Below are 15458 nucleotides of genomic sequence, written 5' to 3'. Positions count from 1 at the left end.
CCTCGCGGGGATACACCGCGAGGTCGGAGGTCGTGGCTAGGCTGACGCGCGTGACCGCGACCCGCGCCTCCCTCTCCCCCGGCCGAGCCGGTGCTCCACTTCACCTTCGCGGTGCCGAAGCACGACGCATCGCGTTGGCAGCACAGGGATTCTCGCGTCCGCGTCCGACCGCCGTGGGAACGCGACAGCTGAACCTCGCGCTCGCGCGCATGGGCGTGCTGCAGATCGACTCGGTGAATGTCTTCGCCCGGTCGCACTACATGCCGCTCTTCTCGCGGCTCGGCGCCTACGAAACCGCGGCCCTGGACCGCCTCCTTTTCGCACGTCGCGCGCCGTACGTCGAGTACTGGGCGCACGTCGCGTCGTTCATCCCGGCCGAAGACTGGTCGCTGTTCGGTTTCCGCATGGAAGAGTTCCGAGCACGCCACGCCTCGTCCGACGGTGACTGGATGACCGCGCACCGAGACGTCGTCGCTTGGGTGCGCGCCGAACTCGCCGACCGCGGCCCACTGCGACCCGCCGACATCGAGCACGATGCGCGGCGGGCCACGCGCGGACCGTGGTGGGACTGGGACGCCGTCAAACAGTCACTGGAGTACCTGTGGCTGTTCGGCGAGGTCGCGATCGCGGGGCGGCGTGGGTTCGAACGCCGGTATGCCCTCGCCGAGCAGGTCATCCCCGCCGACATCCTGGCGACGCCGGTGGCACGCACCGATGCGATCCGCGAACTCATCCGTCGCGCTGCGCGCGCGTACGGCATCGCGACTGCATCCGATCTCGCCGACTATTGGCGGATCCGCGACCGCCGCGCCGTGCTCAGCGCGCTCGACGACCTCGTCGACGCGGGCGAAGTGGTTCCGGCGCGCGTCGAGGGGTGGACCTCTGCCGGTCGCCCCGCGAGAGCCTGGCTGCACACGGATGCCGCGCGCCCCCGTCGTGTCGACGCCGCGGCCATCCTCACGCCGTTCGACCCGATGGTGTGGTTCCGGGACCGTGCCGAGCGCCTGTTCGATTTCGAGTACCGCATCGAGATCTACACCCCCGCAGCTCAGCGACGCTTCGGGTACTACTCACTCCCGGTGCTCATCGGCGATGACGTCGTCGGGCGTGTCGATCTCAAAGCCGATCGTGCCTCTTCGCGCCTGCTCGTGCAGTCCGCATGGTGGGAGAACGGGCACCCCGCCGACGCCGCGGAGCGGTTGGCGGACGAGCTCACGACGGCAGCTCGCTGGCAGGGCCTGGAGAGCGTGTCGATCTCGCGATGGGGGACGGCCACCGACGACCTCGCCGCCGTCATGCCGGATGCGCAGCGGCACGAGTCGACCGGCCCCGAGCCGACCCCGCTCGCTGACGATGAGCTGTCGGGCTAGCGTGGGTGTGTGAACCGCCGCGCGATCGTCCTCACCGCGATCATCGCCGTCGTGGTGATCGCGGGCGGTGCGCTGACGTGGTGGGCGCTCTCGCGGCCACCGTCGGCGCGGGACGCGGCAGAGACCTACCTTACGGGGCTGGCCGACGGTGATGTCGCGGCGATAGCTCCGGTTCTTCCCGCAGATGCCGATCGCGACGCGCTCGAATCGATGTTCGCAGAGGCCACGGGCTACCTCAGCGACCCGACATTCGACGTCGTCGATGGAGAGGGTTCTGCCGCGGTCACAGCGGAGGCGATCTTCGACGGCGAGCGGGTCATGTTCGGGTTCACCGTGGAGGATTCCACCGGCTCCTGGCTCGTCGCAGAAGACGCCCTCGGTGGGCTCGATGTGCAGACCAGACGAGGTGACTCGGCCGCCGTCGGTGGTGTCGTGCAGCCCATCGACGCGACGATCCGGGTGCTGCCGGCCGTGTACACGGTCGCGGCCGCGCCCACCGGGATCCTCGATGACGCCGCGATCGTCGCGGCACCCCCGGGCACGCCCGTCGCGGTGGCCCTGGAGCCGTCCCTCACCGACGCGGCGACCGCGCTCGCCCAGGAGCAGATCGATCTGTACGCGGCGGAGTGTGCCTCGGCGACCGATGCCGTTCCCCCGTCGTGCGGCATCCGCATCCCGTGGGAGGCCGATCTGGCGACCTTGGACTCCGTCGCCTTCCGCATCGAGGCCACCCCGGCCGTCGAACTGACAGCTGACGCCGAGACGTTCGCCGCGACGGGCGGCGCGGTGGTCGCGACCGTGACCGGAACGACACGCGGCGGAGATACCGCATCCTTCACGTATCAGACCGACCAATGGAGCATCCGCGGCCACGTGCGCTTCACCGGCGACGAGATGCGGTTGCTCGTGGGCTGACCGCGCGTGATTCCGTTGCACCAACGTGCACGGTAGAACGTAGCCTGATGAAGCATTTTCGGCGCCGAAACGGAGTGCGGGCCATCACTAGTTGAAGAATCTTCCGCGCGAATGTTGTCCGAACACTAGGCGATATACCTGTGGACACGCTATGCATTGCATATGACGCATCCCCCATCCCCCTCACCGACACAGTCGGTGCGACGCCTTCGCACGCTCACAGTGCTCGCGACGTCCGCGGCTCTTGCCGTTGCCGTCCTCACGCCGACCACCGCCTCGGCTACCTCCGGCACGATCCTCCCCACACTCGCGAGTGCGACAGAACCAATCTCGGACTATGCCTCGGCGATCCGGGAGAGGATCTTCATCCCAGTGCCGGGAGTCGACCAGGACCTGGATGGCGAAACGGACGTCACAGCGATCGACATCATCAGACCGATCGAAACCGCCGGTGATCTGAAAGTCCCCGCCATCATCGATGCCAGCCCCTACTTCACCACCGTTGGGCGGGGCAACGAGTCTCAGCAACTCCGCGATCTGGACGGCGATGGGGTCACCGACCTGTTTCCGCTCTACTACGACAACTACTTCGTGCCACGCGGCTATGCAGTGGTACATGCGCAGATGAATGGGACGGGCTTTTCGACCGGATGTCCCCTGCACGGAGGTTCCGGCGACATCGAGAGCATGAGAGTCGTTGTCGATTGGTTGAATGGTCGCACCCAAGGCTTCGATTCACAGGGGAATCTTGCAACGGCCGCCTGGCACACCGGAAAGTCCGCGATGATCGGAAAGTCGTATGACGGAACGCTCGCGAACGGCGTTGCTGCGACCGGCGTGGAGGGCCTGACGACGATCGTCCCGATTGATGCCATCAGCGACTGGTACAAGTACTCGCGAACGAACGGCGTCCGCCACAACACGAATTACCCCGGAAGCCTCGCCAACACTGTGACGAATCCGGATCGCCGCGCACTATGCGCGCCAACACGTGCAACGATGAACGAGGTCGACGGCGACGAGACTGGCGACTACAACCCGTTCTGGGATGAGCGCGATTACACTCGCGACGTCGCCAACATGACAGCGTCCGTCTTCGCGATCCATGGCCTCAACGACGACAACGTTCGTATGAGCCAGTTCGCCGACTACTGGGATGCGCTTGGCGAACACAACGTCCCCCGCAAGGTATGGCTGCCTCGGCTCGGGCACATCGATCCGTTTGATTTCCGTCGCGATGTCTGGGTCGATACCTTGCACCGCTGGTTCGATTACTGGCTGAAGGGAATCGACAACGGAATCATGGCCGAACCGCAGTCCACAGTCGAGTTCGGCCCATCCGAGTATGTCGACGAAGCGTCCTGGCCGGCGCCCGGTACGGAATACGTGGACTTGAGCCTCAGTGGAACCACGTCGGGCGCACCGGGCTCTCTCGGCTTCCGACCCGCCGACGGCGCAACGACGCTCGACATCGTCGGTGGCTCCAACTCGCCGTCGGAGGCTTCCCTCGCCTCCAATCCCGAAGCGGCCCAATCGAACCGACTCGTACTCCTGTCCGAGCCGCTCACTCACGAACTACGAGTTTCGGGCACCCCGATCGTGCGACTCGACGCGTCCCTCAGTCAGGAACAGTCGAATCTGTCGGCCCTCTTGATTGACTACAGCACGGCGACACGTACGCCGAGATCACCAGGGGACGGAATCCAAACTCTCGAGGAACGGACCTGTTGGGGGGCGGAGAGCCAGTTCGACAGCGGTTGCTACTTTGAGACTCAACGGCGCGCGAGTGAATCACCGTACTGGCGTCTGTCGCGCGGCGTGCTGGACTCGTCCAACCGTGAGTCGCTCCAAGAGGGCGCAGCGGCTCCGGTCGTGCCTGGGCAAGAGTATGACTTCGACTGGAAGATGGAACCGTACGACCATGTCTTCCCCGCCGGTTCGCGAATCGGCGTCGTACTCTCCACCAACCTCTCCGGATTCGTGGCGGGTTCGCCGAATGCCACCATCACGTTGGATGCGGTGACCTCGTCGATCTCGTTGCCGATCGTCGGCGGCGCTCGCGCTGCATTCGCCTCGGGCGGACTGGGGATCCCGTTCGAAAGCAACCGCCCCGTGACATCACTCGTTTCACCGACGTCGACTGCGCCAGTCAACGTCCTCAATATGCAGGTAGATGCAACAGACGACATCGGGATAAGTCGCGTTGTCGCGAACATCTACAAAAACGGCGCACTTGTGAAATCGACGCAAACCGCGGGGAACGGGTCCACGGCAGTCAGTCACTCAACGAAGGTGAGCTTGCCCGACGGTGTATACACGGTGCGGTACAACGCGCAGGATGTCGCGGGCAACCTGTCACTGACACGGGAGTTTACGGTCACGATCGACGCGACCGCTCCCTCAGCGACCGTCAAGCAGGGCGCCTCATTCACAGTTGGCGACGAGGGGACATTCTCCCTGGTGAGTTTCAAACTCCATGATGCGGGTCGGGTCGACAAGATCACACTCAACGGCATCGAGAAGAACCTCACCGACAACATCTGGTCCGATGTGAACTACATCAAACCCGGTACGTTCGGAGCGCAACTTGGTGAGAACACGCTGAACGTGTACGACGTTGCAGGCAACGTTCAGACGACGGTGTTCACCCTCGTAGCACCAACGAACTGATCACGCACGATCGAGCGCTCCGCCTCATCCAGGGGCGGAGCGCTCTCGCCGGGCCAGGGGATCCAACTCGGCACACGAACAAGCGTGAGATCTTCTGCAGGTCAGAATCGTCCGCCCATGGTCTGCAGCCGTTCTATGCGGTCGGGGATCGGCGGGTGGGTGGCGAACATCCGGGAGAATCCGGCGGGCCTCAGCGGGTTGGCGATCCACAGGTGTGCCATCGAGGTGTTCGTGCGTGCCAGCGGTCGGGAGTTGTCAGCGAGTTTCGCAAGCGCCGACGCGAGGCCGTCGGGATCGCGCGTGGTGAGCGCCCCCGTGGCGTCGGCAAGGTATTCGCGCTGCCGCGAGATCGCGGCCTGCACACCGCCCGCCAGGAGCGGCGCGACGATCGCGGCGACGACACCGAAGATGAGGAACACCACCTGCATCTGATTGTTGCCGCCGCCGCTTCGCCGCCCTCCGAAGAACGCGACCCGCATCACCATGTCGGCGATGATCCCGATCGCGACGACGAGGCCGAAGACGATGAGTGAGACGCGGATGTCGTAGTTGCGGATGTGTGCGAGTTCATGCGCGAGCACCCCTTCGAGCTCGCGATCGGTCAGCAGCTCGAACAGTCCGGTGGTGACGGTGATCGACGCCTCCTCCGGCTTGCGACCGGTGGCGAACGCGTTGGGAGACGGGTCATCGACGACGTAGAGGCGCGGCATCGGGGTGCCGGTCGAGATGCAGAGGTTCTCGACGAGCCGGTAGTACCGCGGGGCCGTTGCGGCATCGACCTCGACCGCCCCCGCCATCGCGAGAGCTTCGCGATCGGCCGCGAAGTACTGCACCGTCGCGTAGCCGGCCGCGAAGATGAGCACGGCGGCGGTGATCCACCAGTTGTTGCCCGCCAGCCACCCTGCGAGCACGCCGATCGCGCCGAGGAACAGCACGAAGGCCGTGAGGATGAACCACGTGTTGCGCTTGTTGCGCGCGATCGCCGAGTACACGGTGCTTTACCGCACGACGGTGGCGTGCGTCAGAACTGCACGCGCGGCGGCTCGGAAATCGCGGCGCCGTCAACGACCTCGAAGAATTCGCGCTCGTGGAATCCGAGGTTGCGCGCGAACAGGTTGTTCGGAAACACCTTTATCTTCGTGTTGAGCTCGCGTACGCCCCCGTTGTAGAACCGGCGCGACGCCTGGATCTTGTCCTCGGTGTCGACGATCGCCTGCTGCAGCTGCAAGAAGTTCTGGCTGGCCTGCAGTTGCGGGTACGCCTCAGCGACGGCGAACAAGGACTTCAGCGCCTGCTGCATGTGTCCCTCGGCCACTCCTGCCTCGGCGGGTCCGGCGGCCGTCAGGCTCTCGGCCCGCGCACGCGTGACGTTCTCGAACACCGCCTTCTCGTGTGCGGCGTAGCCCTTCACCGCCTCGATGAGGTTCGGCAGCAGGTCTGCGCGACGCTTGAGCTGGATCGTGATGTCACTCCAGGCCTCGTCGACGCGCACATTGAGCTGCACGAGCGAGTTGTACGTCACCCACAGGTAGATCCCTATGACGACGATGAGCCCCACGACGATGATGACCGGAATCAGCCATTCCCACATTGTCAGTCGTCCCCCTCCGAAGTTCCCCTCATCCTAGCGGCGACCCCCGACAGGGCACTCCCCGATCGGGCGGACTCTCAGGCTAGACGCCGAGCACGCGCGTCAGGTAGGCGTTGCCGAACACGCGGCCCGGATCCAGCCGATCGCGCAGTGCCACGAAGTCGTCGAACCGCTCATACCGCGTGCGCAGCTCCGCCGCATCCAACGAGTGCATCTTGCCCCAGTGGGGGCGACCGCCGTGCGAGAGCATGATCTGCTCCACGGCCGTGAAGTACTCCGCAGGATCCTCCCTGAAGTAGCGGTGCACGGCGATGTAGGCGGATGCCCGGCCGTGCGCCGTCGAGAGCCACCGGTCGTCGGCCGCGGCGAATCGCACCTCGGCCGGAAAAGAGATCCGCCACCGCTTCTGGGCGATGAGTCGCCGCAAGGACGCGAAGGCCTCCCCGACGGCGTCGGCCGGGAGGGCGTACTCCATCTCACGGAACCGCACGGTGCGGCGCTGGGTGAACACGCGAGGCGAGCGGTCGGTGTATTCGCGGCTTCCGGTGAGCTTGACCGCCAAGCGTGAGATGGGCGGGGTGAATGCCGGGATCACGCTGCCGAGCGCGCATGTCGCGCGATACACGCCGTTGGCGAGCAGCGTCTCGTCGACCCACTTACCCACCCGTGGCAGCGGGGCACGCACGGCACTCTCGGGCAGGCGCGTGTTGGTCTTGGTGAGCGCGACGTCGGTGTGCGGAAACCAGTAGAACTCGAAATGATCGGCCTCGACGCGCGCATCGAGTGTCGCGAGCACGTCGTCGAGGGGCTCGCGACGCTCATCGGCGTGCAGGAGGAAGGACGGAACGCATTGCAGAGTGACCTCGACGAGCACCCCGAGCGCGCCGAGACTCAACGCCACAGCCGGGAGCAGGTCGGCGTTCTGCTCGTCGTCGATGGTGAGCAGCTCGCCGTCTGCGGTCACCAGGCGCACGCCGACGACCTGGGTGGCCAACCCACCGAACTGCGCGCCCGTGCCGTGTGTTCCCGTCGAGAGGGCACCGGCGATCGTTTGCCGGTCGATGTCGCCCAGGTTCTGCATGGCGAGGCCGTAGGGTGCGAGAAGGCGCGGAACCTGATGCAGCCTGGTTCCGGCGGCGAAACTGACGCGGCCGCGGTCGCGTTCGACGCGGACGACGCCCGACAGATCAGAGAGGTCGAGCAGTGCGCCGGGCGCAGCGGCGATCGCCGTGAAGCTGTGCCCCGCACCCACGGCCTTGACGGGCAGGCCCACGCTCCGCGCCGCGTCGACGGCGCGCTGAACGGCGGCCACCGAGCGGGGATACTCGACACGGAGCGGCTTGATGGATTCCGAACGGCCCCAGTTCTGCCACGTTCCTCCGGGCCTTGTCATAGAAAGGTCTTCCCTTCGCCTCGATAGGTGCGCGCGACTCCGACGACCTCGGCGCCGTCGACCAGGTGGTATGCGTGCACCCTCTCGGCCAGCTCGCCGCTCTTGGAGTGCCGGAACCACACACGATCTCCCACCGCCAGGGAGCGCGCCGCGTCACCCATGAGGGGTGTCTGCACTTCACCCGCACCCTCTCTCGGCAGCATCGTCAGACCCTCCGGCCAGACGACGCGAGGCTGTCGTGACGCCACAGGCGGCCCCGAGGCGATCCACCCTCCGCCGAGCACCGTGGCGATGTCGGGTTGCGGCTTGCGCACGACCTCCAGCGCGAACGCCGCCGCCGGCGCCGGATCGAACGCCCGGTATCCGTCGAACAGATGGCCGGCGAGCAGGCCGCTGCCGGCGGTGAGCTCGGTCACGGCCTGGTCGGATGCGGTGAACTCGAGCGAACCGGTCCCGCCCCCGTTCACGAACTCGAGGGGCGCGATGTCGCGCAAGGCCGCGACGATGGCGGCGCGCCGATCGAGAAGTTCCGCCGAAGAACGCCGTTGCATCCAGCGGACGACCCCGTCGCCCGATCCGGTCGCGTCGCCCTGGCCCGCGATCTGGGCTTCGTACATCATGAGCCCCACGAGGTCGAAGCCCGCGCGCTCGGTGATTCTCCGCGCGAGCCGGGCCACCTCACCCGGAAGGTGGAGGGGCGACCGGTGCACACCGATGTGGCCGAGGCCCGGTGCACGCCACGAAGCATCGGCGTCGATGGCCACACGCAGACGGGTGCGGCTCGCGGGCGGGGCGACCTCATCGACGACATCGAGCTGGGCGATGTCGTCGACCATCAGCGTGACGCGCGCCGCGGCCCGCTCGTCGGCGGCGAGCATGGCGAGCGCGGCGCGGTCTACCGTCGGATAGCCCAGCACGATGTCGTCGTGCGTCTCGGCGAGCCACAGGGCTTCGCGGAGCGTGAAGGCCAGTATTCCCCGGTAGCCCGGCAGTGCGAGGGTCGCGTCGAGGATGTCGCGTACGCGCACGGATTTGCTCGCGACGCGAATGGGGACTCCCGCTGCCCGCACCAGCATGTCGAGGGCGTTGTGTCGGAGCGCACCCAGATGGATGGCGGCTACGGGCCCCGATTCGCCGGCCACTGCGTCCGTCAACGCCGGCCAGTACTCGGCGGGGTGGAGCCAGGGCTCCCCCGTCGTCCGCGCCGCCAACAGGTCGGGGGTCATCGCTGTCGCTCGCGGTGCGGGGGCATGCGTTCCACCCTATGGGCACGATAGGTCTTGCGCAGGGCGGCCGTCAGGAGTTCGCTGTCGACATGACGCATGTGGTGCACTACACGGCCGCCGGCACCACACGGCCGGCGTGCGGCACGGACCAAGCCGACACCTCGACGACCATCGTGGACGAGGTGACGTGTGGCGCGTGCCGCCACGTCATCATGACGGTGCGGCGTCCGACGCCCCACGGCCGCACGAATCGGTGAGCGCCAATCGTACCCCCGGAGGGACTCGAACCCTCACTGAAGCGATTTTAAGTCGCCTGCCTCTGCCGATTGGGCTACGGGGGCGCGCCGGTGCGCACCCTCGACGTTACCGCCCGGTCGATCCGCGCAGGTTCAGCGTGCCGCGTCGGCCTTCGCGGCGTCGGCCTTCGTCGCACCTCGCGGCTCTGCCGGGGGCGTCACCGCAGGCTGGGGCGGACGCGGACGAGCCGCGAACTCCTCGAACACATAGCGCGGGTTCTGTACAGTCTCGAGGTTGACGAGGTCGCGACCGAGCCAGAAGTTGTTCCACCAACCCCAAATCACGCGCCACTTGCGCTCCCATGACGGCATCGCCAGACCGTGGTATCCGCGGTGAGCGAGCCAGGCGAGCGGTCCGGTGAGAGCGAACTTGCCCGACTGGAAGACTCCGACCCACAGACCGAGACCGGCGACGGCTCCGAGGTTCTTGTGGAAGTACTCCTTGGGCACCTCACCGCGCAGAACCGCGACGAGGTTCTTGGCGAGGAGCTTGGCCTGACGCACCGCGTGCTGCGCGTTCGGGACGCAGTAGCCCCCGACTCCACCGCCGGAGAGATCCGGCACAGCCGACACGTCGCCGGCAGCCCAGGCGCCCTCGACGATCTCGTCTTCAGTGCCGACGCGCAGATCGGCGCGCGTGCGGATCCGGCCGCGCTCTTCGACCGGGAGGTCGCCACCGCGCACAACCGTCGGGTTCGCCATGACACCCGCGGTCCAGATGATGAGATCGCTGGGAATCGTCTCGCCGGTCGACAGCTCGATGTTGCCGTCGACGGCACCAGTCACCTGGGTGTCGAGGTGCACCGCCGCGCCGCGCTTGGCAAGGTTTCGCAACACCCACTCGCTCGTCTTCAGCGAAACCTCGGGCATGATGCGCCCCATCGCCTCGACGAGGTGAAAATGCGTGTCCTCGAACGTGATCTGCGGGTACCGCTCGACCAGCGACGATGCAAGGGAGCGCAGTTCGGCGAAGACCTCGATGCCGGCGAATCCACCGCCGACGACGACGACGGTCAGGAGACGGTCGCGCTCCGGACCGGGAGGAAGCGTCGACGCCTTGTCGAAGTTCGACATGAGGCGGTCGCGGATCGCCACGGCTTCTTCAATGGTCTTCAGGCCGATCGCGTTGTCGGCGATACCCGGGATCGGGAACGTACGCGAGACGGCACCGGCGGTGACGACGATCTGGTCGTACTCCATCTCGTAGGGTTCACCGGCGATCGGGGTGATCGTGGCGACCTTGTTCGCGTGGTTGATGCCGGTGACCTTCGCGGCGACGATCGAGGTCTTGTCGAGGTGCCGCCGAAGAGCGACGACCGAGTGGCGGGCTTCGATCGACCCGGCTGCGACCTCGGGGAGGAACGGCTGGTAGGTCATGTAGGGAAGCGGATCGACGATCGTCACATCGGCTTCACCCTTGCGCAGGTGCTTCTCAAGCTTCCATGCGGTGTAGAAACCCGCGTATCCGCCACCGACGATGAGGATTCTGGGCACGGTGTTTGTCACGGCGGGGAGTACTCCTCCTGTGTCAGCGGCTCGGCGTACGGGACGCCAATCGGATGCGTCGGACAGCTGCGGTGACGCCGAGCGCCCCCAGTATAGCGGTGCCGGTCAGCACGACCAGCGGTACGGTTCCGTAGAGCAGCGTCTCTTCCGACGGTAGCAAGGGGGAAGCCTCGGGTGGCAACTCCGCCGCCGGAGGGAGCGGATCGACCACGACGGGCGCCGCGGTGACCGACGGCGCCGGTGCCGCATCGGCGCGGCGGAAGAGGCGGATCCACTCCTCCAGGTCGCCCATGGGGTTCGCGGTCACCGTGGGAACGGACTCACTGACCGCGGCTGCGGCATCCACCAATCCGTACCCGTAGAGCGGGTCGGGCGACGCCGTCGCCTGTGGCGCCGGGCGTGTCGTGCGGATGATGCGGTTGATCACGTTGTTCGCGTCGAGATCGGGATGCGCGGACCGCACGAGAGCGGCGATCCCGGCGACGATCGGGGCCGCGCCGCTGGTGCCGTCCCAGGTGACGAGCCGGCCGTCGGCGGAGACGCCGAGAAGGTCCTCGCTCGGAGCGGACACTCCGATCGTGATGCCTTGCGTCGACGCACCGAGGCTTGCACGTCCCGAGGGGTCGACGCCGCCGACGGTCAGCACGCCCGGGATCGTGGCGGGAGCGCCCACGCGCGTCGTGCCGTTGCCGCGGTTTCCGGCGGCGACCACGACGACCACGTCATTGTCGAAGGCATACGAGAACGCGGAGTCCCAGCTCGGGTCCCAGTCGGGAACGTTGGTCGTCAGCGAGAGGTTGATGACGTCGGCGCCGTTGTCGACGGCCCAGACGACGGCGTCGGCGATCTGATCCGTGAACGGCACCGACGCGGCCGATCCGAATCCGACGGACACCGACAGCAACTCCGCCTCGGGCGCGACCCCGATCATGCCCGTGTCGGCGCCCGTACCGCGGGCACCGGCGAGCGATCCGACCCAGCTGCCGTGGTTCGAATCCAGTGCTCCCACCGGCGCACGCCCATCGGGTGCGCCCATTCCCGAGACGTCCGTCCCCCCGACGACCGCTCCGGTGAACTCGGCGGGACCGCGCCCGATACCCGTGTCGATGATCGCGATCCGCACACCGGCGCCGCGGGTAGTCTCCCACGCCTCGGTGATGCCGTAGTCGTCGAGCCAGTACTGCGCCTCGCGCACCGGATCGGGCTCGGGTGTTGCCGAGGTCGGTGCCGTGGCGCCCAGCGCGGGGGTCCATGCCATCGCCGACGCGAGAGCGAGCGAGGCAGCGACCGCGAGCGGACGTCTCATCCGGTCTCTCCGGGCGGTGCGCACACGCACCGCTGCGGGTGCCACGAGGACATCTCCAGCGCGCGGTCGCCGAAGGGATTCACCCCGGGTCCTGCGGCGAGGGTGTGGGCGAGGACGGCGTGCAGGCACTTGACGCGGGTGGGCATGCCCCCGGCCGAGATGCCGTCGATCTCGGCCACCTCGCCGAAAGCGGCGCGGTCGGCCAGGTACGCCTCGTGCGCGCGCGCGTACTCGGCCTGCAAGTCGGCATCTTCGGCGAGGTCGGCGTTGAACTCCCGCATGACCTGATCTGCTTCCAGCGCCGACATCGCCGCCGTCGCTCCCGGGTGTGTCAGGTAGTAGAACGTCGGAAAGGGGGTGCCATCGGGCAACCGCGGTGCGGTGGCGACGACAGTCGGGTTGCCGCAGGCGCAGCGCGCCGCGATTCCCACCGCGCCGCGAACGGGGCGCCCGAGCTGCTGACGGAGAACCTCAAGATCGGCATCCGTCACAGGCGAGAGGGCAGGGGTCGACACGTCGTCCAGGCTAGCGGGCGGCGGCTGTGTCACCGCTGGGCGCGGCCGTGTCGCGCGTGTCAGGGCGTCGGGGTCGGCGTGGGCTCAGGATCCGGCACCCCGATGGTGGGTGGGGCGACCGTCTGCGCGGCGCCCGCCTCGGTCAGGGATCGCACGAACTGGCCCATCCAATCCGTCGTCGTCTCCTCGACGTCGGTGCTCACGGGCTGCTGTTCGCGCGGGTGCTCATCTTCGGGCAGATCGTCGTCGACGAGGTAGACGACCTCGCCGGGACGCACGTAATAGAGCCGTTCGCGGGCCTGCGAGGTGACGTACGCGGGATCACGCCAGCGATCTCGCTCGGCCTCGAGTTCGGCGACCTCTTCTTCGGTCGCCGCCACCGCGCGTTCGAGCGCTGCGATCTGCTGACGCTGCCCGATGTAGGTGCCGAGCGTGGGCACGAGCACGAACGCGGCAAGCACGACGAGGCCGAGCATGATGACCATGAACCCCGACAGGCGGATGCCGCCGAGCCACTGGCGCACGTCGACGCGGCGCCGCGTGCGCCGGCGAGAAGTCGAAAGGGGAGCCTTCGTGTTCACGCGGCCCCCCTTCCGGTTCGCTTCAGCGGGCGTCAGCCCTTGTAGCGCGGGAAGGCCGCGCGCCCGGCGAAGACCGCCGCGTCGCCCAGCTCTTCTTCGATGCGCAGAAGCTGATTGTACTTCGCGACGCGCTCGCTCCGAGCGGGCGCGCCGGTCTTGATCTGCCCGCAGTTGACCGCGACGGCGAGGTCGGCGATCGTGGTGTCCTCGGTTTCGCCGGAGCGGTGCGAGAGCATCGAACGGTAGCCGTTCTGGGTCGCCAGCGAGACCGCGTCGAGGGTCTCCGACAGCGTGCCGATCTGGTTGACCTTGACCAGCAGCGCGTTTCCGACGCCGAGGTCGATCCCGCGTTGCAGTCGTTCGGGGTTGGTGACGAACAGGTCGTCCCCGACGAGCTGCACCTTCGTGCCGAGCTTCTCGGTGAGCGACTTCCAGGCATCCCAGTCGTCTTCGGCGAGCGCGTCTTCGATCGTGACGATCGGGTAGTTCGCGACGAGATCGGCGAAGTAGTCGGTGAGCTGGTCGGCCGACCACGGCTTGCCCTCGACGGTGTAGACGCCCTCGGAGAAGAACTCGGTGGCAGCGACATCGAGGCCGACCGCGATATCGGTGCCGGGCGTGAAGCCGGCCTTCTCGATCGCCTTCATGAGGAAGTCGAGGCCCTCGCGGTTGCTGGGGAGGTCGGGCGCGAATCCGCCCTCGTCACCGAGGCCCGTGGCGAACCCGGCCGCCTTCAGCTCGCCCTTCAGGACGTGATAGGTCTCCGTGCCCCACCGCAGCGACTCGGCGTAGGTCTCGGCACCGATAGGTGCGAGGAAGAACTCCTGGAAGTCGATGCCGTTGTCGGCGTGTTCTCCACCGTTGATGACGTTGAACAGCGGCACGGGAAGAACGTGCGCGTTCGGACCGCCGATGTAGCGGAAGAGCGGAAGATCGGCCGAATCCGCGGCGGCCTTGGCGACGGCGAGCGAGACACCGAGGATGGCGTTCGCGCCGGCGCGGGACTTGTTGTCGGTGCCGTCGGTCTCGATGAGGATCTCGTCGACGATGCGCTGCTCGCTGGCGTCGATTCCTTCGATCGCCGGGCCGAGCTCCTCGATCACCGCGGCGACGGCCTTCTGTACACCCTTTCCGCCGTAGCGGCCCTTGTCGCCGTCGCGGAGTTCATACGCCTCGAACGCGCCGGTCGATGCGCCCGACGGAACGGCGGCACGCTGGACGATCCCGTCGTCCAGCAGCACCTCCACCTCAACGGTCGGGTTGCCACGCGAATCCAGGATCTCGCGTGCGCCTACTGCCTCGATCTGTGCCACTTCAGGGTCTCCTTCAGTCGTGGAGGTGGATCTTCGGAACGTCGTCGGCCCGGTGTCCACCTTAGCGATCGTGAGGCTCCCCCACAGGCGTCAGACGACGAGGGCGATCGCGACACCGTCCCACCCCTTGGCATCGAGCGTCTGCAACGCCGTCGCATCGAAGCGCGGATCACGGGCGAGCATCTCAAGCCCCCGTTGCACACCGATGATCTGCGGGTCTTCGGTGGCGGGATTGGCGACCGCACCCGATCTGCCGATGTTGTCGACCACGACCACGGTGCCGGGGCGCCCGAGCCGTGCCGCCCAGTCGAGGTAGATCGTGTTCGACTCCTTGTCCGCATCGATGAAGACGAGATCGAACGGCTCGGAGCCCTCGAGGTCGGGGAGCACCTCGGCTCCGCGCCCGACGCGGATCTCCACGCGGTCACCCACACCGGCGCGATCGACGTTGACCCGCGCGACATGCGCGTTGCGCGGTTCGGCTTCGATCGTGACCACGTGACCGTCCGCCGGAAGCGCCCGCGCCAGCCAGATCGTGGAGTAGGCGCCGAGCGTGCCGATCTCGAGCACACGCCGCGCCCCGCAGATGCGCACGAGGAGGTTGAGGAGCTTTCCGTTGAGCGGCGCGACCTCGATCGAGGGCAGCCCTGCCGCATCTTGATCTGCGACGGCGCGCCGCAGCGCGGCATCCTCTTCGACGAGGGTCGACGCGAGGTAGGCGTCCACGCGACGCCATCCGTCCGGCGTGGGGGTGTTCATGCCCCCAGTCGACCGCG

13 protein-coding genes and 1 tRNA gene are annotated in these 15458 nt (G+C 67.3%); 3 read left to right on the top strand and 11 right to left on the bottom strand.

All coding sequences use genetic code 11. The features are described from left to right. The first annotated feature begins 50 nt into the window (after positions 1-50). The 3 genes from ACFQZV_RS07095 (at position 51) to ACFQZV_RS07085 (ending at position 4955) form a co-directional block, all read left to right on the top strand. Positions 51-1370 carry a winged helix-turn-helix domain-containing protein gene (locus tag ACFQZV_RS07095; RefSeq protein WP_378750293.1) on the top strand — a complete coding sequence of 440 codons (1320 nt, stop codon included), beginning with the start codon at positions 51-53 and terminating at the stop codon, positions 1368-1370. A 9-nt stretch (positions 1371-1379) separates the two neighbouring features. Next, entirely contained in the window at positions 1380-2285 is a 906-nt protein-coding gene (locus tag ACFQZV_RS07090; protein ID WP_378750295.1) for a hypothetical protein, read from the top strand. A 222-nt stretch (positions 2286-2507) separates the two neighbouring features. Then, on the top strand, positions 2508-4955 hold the full coding sequence (locus ACFQZV_RS07085; RefSeq protein WP_378750297.1) for a CocE/NonD family hydrolase: 2448 nt from the start codon (positions 2508-2510) through the stop codon (positions 4953-4955). A 101-nt stretch (positions 4956-5056) separates the two neighbouring features. Here the strand turns inward: ACFQZV_RS07085 and ACFQZV_RS07080 are convergent, their stop codons facing one another. From ACFQZV_RS07080 to ACFQZV_RS07030, 11 genes are all read right to left on the bottom strand, one after another. Next, positions 5057-5947, bottom strand: coding sequence for a M48 family metalloprotease (locus ACFQZV_RS07080; RefSeq protein ID WP_378750299.1), 891 nt, complete (start codon positions 5945-5947; stop codon positions 5057-5059). Between the two features lie 29 nt (positions 5948-5976). After that, positions 5977-6546 (bottom strand): LemA family protein, encoded by a 570-nt coding sequence (locus tag ACFQZV_RS07075; protein WP_378750301.1) that lies wholly within the window; start codon positions 6544-6546, stop codon positions 5977-5979. 82 nt (positions 6547-6628) lie between these two features. Further along, positions 6629-7939 carry a D-arabinono-1,4-lactone oxidase gene (locus tag ACFQZV_RS07070; RefSeq protein WP_378750303.1) on the bottom strand — a complete coding sequence of 437 codons (1311 nt, stop codon included), beginning with the start codon at positions 7937-7939 and terminating at the stop codon, positions 6629-6631. Further along, positions 7936-9165 (bottom strand): alanine racemase, encoded by a 1230-nt coding sequence (locus ACFQZV_RS07065; RefSeq protein ID WP_378750305.1) that lies wholly within the window; start codon positions 9163-9165, stop codon positions 7936-7938. The genes ACFQZV_RS07070 and ACFQZV_RS07065 overlap by 4 nt, the downstream gene beginning before the upstream one ends. A gap of 267 nt (positions 9166-9432) precedes the next feature. Then, a tRNA-Leu gene (locus ACFQZV_RS07060) sits at positions 9433-9506 on the bottom strand. Between the two features lie 48 nt (positions 9507-9554). After that, positions 9555-10955, bottom strand: a complete 1401-nt coding sequence (locus ACFQZV_RS07055) for an NAD(P)/FAD-dependent oxidoreductase (RefSeq protein WP_378750426.1) — start codon at positions 10953-10955, stop codon at positions 9555-9557. 34 nt (positions 10956-10989) lie between these two features. Further along, positions 10990-12273 (bottom strand): S8 family serine peptidase, encoded by a 1284-nt coding sequence (locus ACFQZV_RS07050; RefSeq protein WP_378750307.1) that lies wholly within the window; start codon positions 12271-12273, stop codon positions 10990-10992. Continuing rightward, the gene (locus tag ACFQZV_RS07045; RefSeq protein WP_378750309.1) at positions 12270-12788 is read right to left on the bottom strand and encodes a DUF501 domain-containing protein; all 519 of its coding nucleotides are present in this window, start codon (positions 12786-12788) and stop codon (positions 12270-12272) included. Before ACFQZV_RS07045 ends, ACFQZV_RS07050 begins: the two co-directional genes overlap by 4 nt. 59 nt (positions 12789-12847) lie before the next feature. Further along, positions 12848-13369 (bottom strand): FtsB family cell division protein, encoded by a 522-nt coding sequence (locus tag ACFQZV_RS07040; protein WP_378750311.1) that lies wholly within the window; start codon positions 13367-13369, stop codon positions 12848-12850. 32 nt (positions 13370-13401) lie between these two features. Continuing rightward, complete coding sequence (gene eno, locus ACFQZV_RS07035) at positions 13402-14682, bottom strand: phosphopyruvate hydratase (protein ID WP_378750313.1); 1281 nt, start codon at positions 14680-14682, stop codon at positions 13402-13404. A 90-nt stretch (positions 14683-14772) separates the two neighbouring features. Beyond that, positions 14773-15441 carry an O-methyltransferase gene (locus tag ACFQZV_RS07030; RefSeq protein WP_378750315.1) on the bottom strand — a complete coding sequence of 223 codons (669 nt, stop codon included), beginning with the start codon at positions 15439-15441 and terminating at the stop codon, positions 14773-14775. Positions 15442-15458: the final 17 nt, after the last annotated feature.

Origin of the sequence: Microbacterium koreense (genome assembly GCF_042677105.1) — a bacterium.
GTDB lineage: Bacteria > Actinomycetota > Actinomycetes > Actinomycetales > Microbacteriaceae > Microbacterium > Microbacterium koreense.
Note: the sequence above shows the minus strand (reverse complement) of the source record. Positions and strands in the feature narration are given on the sequence as shown.